Annotated in this window: 3 protein-coding genes and 1 pseudogene; 3 read left to right on the top strand and 1 reads right to left on the bottom strand. The window is 43.1% G+C overall.

Features of this window, described 5'->3' with window-relative positions:
- Both H6F50_RS25075 and H6F50_RS25070 read left to right on the top strand, forming a co-directional pair.
- Window positions 1-207 (top strand): annotated as a pseudogene (locus tag H6F50_RS25075) (ABC transporter ATP-binding protein); the annotation flags it as partial.
- A gap of 175 nt (window positions 208-382) precedes the next feature.
- A complete protein-coding gene (locus H6F50_RS25070; protein WP_190430779.1) occupies window positions 383-2,503 on the top strand; it encodes an ATP-binding protein in 2,121 nt (706 codons plus the stop codon).
- Window positions 2,504-2,626: 123 nt separating this feature from the next.
- Here H6F50_RS25070 and H6F50_RS25065 read toward each other — a convergent pair whose 3' ends face one another.
- Window positions 2,627-3,448, bottom strand: coding sequence for a hypothetical protein (locus H6F50_RS25065; RefSeq protein WP_190430778.1), 822 nt, complete (start codon window positions 3,446-3,448; stop codon window positions 2,627-2,629).
- A 112-nt stretch (window positions 3,449-3,560) separates the two neighbouring features.
- Between H6F50_RS25065 and H6F50_RS25060 the strand changes: the two genes are divergently transcribed.
- The coding region (locus tag H6F50_RS25060; RefSeq protein ID WP_190430777.1) for an urease accessory protein UreD at window positions 3,561-4,398 on the top strand (838 nt) is incomplete at its 3' end.

Raw genomic sequence — 4,398 nt, 5'->3', positions numbered from 1 at the left:
ATTCAACCCTCGATTATTTTAGAAATAGAAGCAGCAGTGCGCCGCATTATTGAATCTACCGGCATTTCTGTTTTATTGGTCGAGCAACACTTGCATTTTGTCCGACAAGCAGATCGGTACTACGCGATGCAAAAAGGCGGTATCGTCGCGTCTGGCTCGACTAGCGAACTCAGTCAGGATGTAATTCAACGGTTTCTGGCTGTCTGACGCACATAGCTAAAAATCTTTGCGAATAAACCGTAGAACTTGCAACCAAGGTAGGCGCTTTTACGCCTCCGAAAATAGAGCGGTCAGTTTACTCTCACAGCCGCTAAACTGTGGAGAGCCTTGTGACAGATTATCTGTCTGGAGGACGAAACACCGCATCTATATTAACTCAGAGATGTTCAAGCGGCTGCAACAGCTTCAACCCAAGCTGCTAATTTTTACCTTTGGGGCATCTTTGCTACCCGTGATGTTCCTGAGTGCTGTAGCGTGGCGGTTTGTGCAGCAGCCGCTCATCGACTTAGAAAAGACTCGGCTCGACGATCAAGTTTTAGCCTTTCGGGGATACACTGCGGCTACTGAGAAAGGATTGCAAAATTTATCCTCTAGCTATGCAATCTGGACAGATTTATACAACGCAATTGGGAAGCGAGATGAGGCTTGGATCAAAAAGGAAGTCTCCGAGCAACTTGTTCTTTCTACCGATGTCGATCATGTGAAAGTGGTGGATCGTAGGGGAGAGATTTTGGGAGAGCGAGGTGACGCTTTGCGAATTCCGAATGTAGCTGAGCGGATAACAGATGCGATCGCTACCAACAAGCCAACAACGATGTTGATTGATAGCGGCTTGCCTCAGATATTGCTCTTTTCAACAGCGCCTGTTTACAACAGCGATGGTACGGGGAAGTCACCCGGAACTTTGATTTTAGGGCAAAATTTAGATGAAACTTGGTTGCGTAACTTTCTTAATTTCTCTCAACCTACCACTAAACTGCAAGTTATTTCTCTAGATGGCAAATCAATCATTTCTAGCAATGCCAAATCCAGCATTGAGCCTTGGGAACAAGTAAATTTAAAGTCGCAGGTGTTACGCAAGATTCAAAAAGGTAAAACAGTTTATCGGATCGAACCAAAATCTGGTTTGAATACGATATATGCTCCGATTACTTCCCGCAATCAGCCTATTGCCATTGCCAAAATTCAAATTGTCTCAAAGTATTTTAATCAAGCTTCCATCAACCTAAACCGTGTGATTTGGCTAGGGCTGGGATTGGCTACCTTGTTATCGATTGCGATCGCACATTTGCTAGCCAAACAAATCGGCAACCCGATTATCCAGCTCTCCGAACGCAGCAAAACCTTAGCCGCAGGCGATTTGACTACCCCCATTCCCGGTATCGGCGCGGGTGGTGAAATCGGTCAACTTGCTCATGCTTATCAAGAAATGGCTCAGGCGCTAAAAGCCCTCATCGGAAACCTAGAGCAGCGAGTTGCAAAGCGTACTGAGGAACTAGAACAGGCGCGTCAGACTCTTGAAGAACGGGTGCAACAGCGTACTGAAGAGCTTTCGCAAAAAAACCAGCAATTACAGCAAGCCCACGACCAACTACAGCAACTGAATACTGAATTAACTACCAACGCTCAACAGCTCAGTCAAGCATTACGCAATTTGGGAAGAGCGCAGGCGCAACTCATTCAAACTGAAAAAATGTCTAGTTTGGGTCAACTTGTTGCTGGGATTGCCCACGAAATTAACAATCCGATTAATTTTATTTATGGTAATCTTCCCCATATCAGTGACTACACAAAAAATCTACTGAACCTCGTACAACGCTATCAAAAAAGTTATCCTGATGCTGAAATACAGCAATATATTGAGGACATCGATCTCGATTTTTTGACGGGCGATCTGCCTAAAATTATTACTTCAATGAGGGCTGGCAGCGATCGCATTCGTAAAATTATTCTATTACTGCGAAACTTTTCCCGACTCGATGAAGCTGAAAGGAAGCGCGTCAACATTCATGAAGGAATTGATAGCAGTTTGCTAATTGTGCAGCATCGCTTGCAATCAGGCGGAGACTGGAAGGCGGAGGGAAATCCAGAGATTCAGGTAGTTAAGCGGTACGGCGTTCTGCCACCCGTTGAATGCTATCCGGCGCAGCTTAACCAGGTATTTATGAATATTTTCAGCAATGCAATTGATGCTCTGGAAACTTTCAAAGAGCAACCTGAAAAACGGATTTACATTAAAACTGAATTTAGTGCAGCTAAGCAAATAATTATCAAAATTAAAGATAACGGTTCCGGGATTCCAACAGCGATTAAATCAAAAATATTTGACCCTTTCTTTACAACCAAACCTGTCGGAAAAGGCATAGGTTTAGGACTAACTGTATGTTATCAAATATTAGAACATCATCAAGGACGTATTGCTATTATCTCCGAACCGGGGCAGGGAACAGAAGTTATCATTGAATTACCCATTAAGTTAAACAATCCAATTGGTAATCCCTAAAAGGTGCTGATTGCCTTTTTCTAAGCAATCAACAAGCTAGTAAGTTTTAATTTATCGGATTTTTTGCACTTGATAAGCAATACTTACAAATTAGAGAATTACTATTTTATTTGCTATTTAAAATTAATTTTTATTTCTAGGATCTCCAAAGAGATAGTAACCAGTAACTTTTTTAAAAGCCTCGGAAGTTTTATCACCAAGGCAACCATCTACACTTAAATAAATTCCTGAAAATTGATTTAAAAACTGTTGCAGTTCTTTGCCGTTATCAATCTTAGAATCTGGTGAATAATATACCAAAGGTTGCTTTTCGCCAGGTTGGATATCTACATCTTTTTCTCCAACCTCACTGGTTTCTGGATTATCCCAAGTAATTGTTCCTCGATCGATCATTCGGCACAGAAGTACGGCGGCACCGTATTGCTGCGATACGGCTGTATTTGACCAGGTGCCATCGTCAACGTATTTTCCTTTAGTATAGTGGTTTGAAGCACTCCACAAATAAGGTGAAAGAACATCAGAATGGTAGAGGCGATAACCCCAACCGTTGTAGCCTTCTAACTTAAAAAGAATGTTTGGAAGGCTCCAATCTTTCCATTGGTCAAATTTATCAAAAGTTAAAGCATCAATGGCACTTTCTTCCCATGTAAAAGGAGGATTCCCACTAGACGGGCGATCTTTTGGTTCGCGTATAGTTTTTCTTGTCAGCGGATCTCCATTATGCAGGTGAGTGTTGAAATTTAAGGAAGATTCCATGTTGTGAATAATGGCTATCACATACCAGGGAATCGCCAGTCTTTTCCCTACCGCATCATACCTAGCCCGATTTGTATCAATGGTATCTAAAATATTATCTACTTGCTCAATTTTATTTTTAGTGATTTTGCAGCTATCAAAGAGTTGCTGGTATTCGTCTTTTAAGCTTTCAAAGCTGATAGCCGCCATAAGAATCTCCAGTATAAAGACTTAAGAATATTCGGTTGAATCGAGTTTAATGGTATTTTTGTTTAAGATGATTTTCCGGAGTAAAAAATTAACAATTTATACACCAAATTTAATGAAAGACCTCGATCCGGCAGTAGCAAATCCCTCATCCTCTGGATGGCACGGCATTCTTAACTTGGAGTTTTCTAAAACCCAAAGCAAAACCCAGGTGATTAGCGATCGCGTAAAAGCACCGCTGAAGGTACAGCGCCCATTTTATCCAGAAGGGTCGGAGATTTGTCATAGTGTAATTTTGCATACAGCGGGGGGTGTTGTGGGGGGCGATCGCTTATCGCTTAATTTCCACCTCCAACCCAACGCCCAAGCCTTAATCACTACCGCTGCCGCCGGTAAGGTTTATCGCAGCAATGGATTGCCAGCGAGTCAAACGATTGAAATCGGGGTGAACGCGGGTGCTACTTTGGAGTGGCTACCGCAGGAAACAATTATTTTTGACGGTGCGATGTATCGACAAGACTTGCGGGTAGAATTAGCTCCAGAAGCAAGTTGGCTGGGTTGGGAAATTACACGCTTTGGACGCAGTGCCAGAGGGGAGAGATTCTTACACGGAGAGTGGCGATCGCATACTGAAATCTGGCAGCAAGGACGCCCTCTGTGGATTGACAGGCAATGGTTACCCGGCGGGACAGAAATCCTCGACAGTCCTCACGGTTTAGCTGGGCAATCCGTTGTAGCGAGTTTAGTCTGGATTGGGCAAGCGGTGTCACCAGAGATTGTAGAAAAAGCACGAAATCTAGGGAATCATTCACCCTTTTTTAAGAAAGGGACAGGGCAAAATCTTCACCAAGCAGGCATTACTCGTCTTCCTGCTGGGCTATTGTGTCGCTATCGCGGTTCTTCTACTTCCCAGGTGCGAAACTGGTTTATAGATATTTGGAATTTGCTGCGAT

Source organism: Coleofasciculus sp. FACHB-712 (assembly GCF_014695635.1).
Lineage (GTDB): Bacteria > Cyanobacteriota > Cyanobacteriia > Cyanobacteriales > FACHB-T130 > FACHB-T130.
The sequence above is the reverse complement of the archived record's forward strand: the minus strand, read 5'-3'. Positions and strand labels throughout refer to the sequence as shown.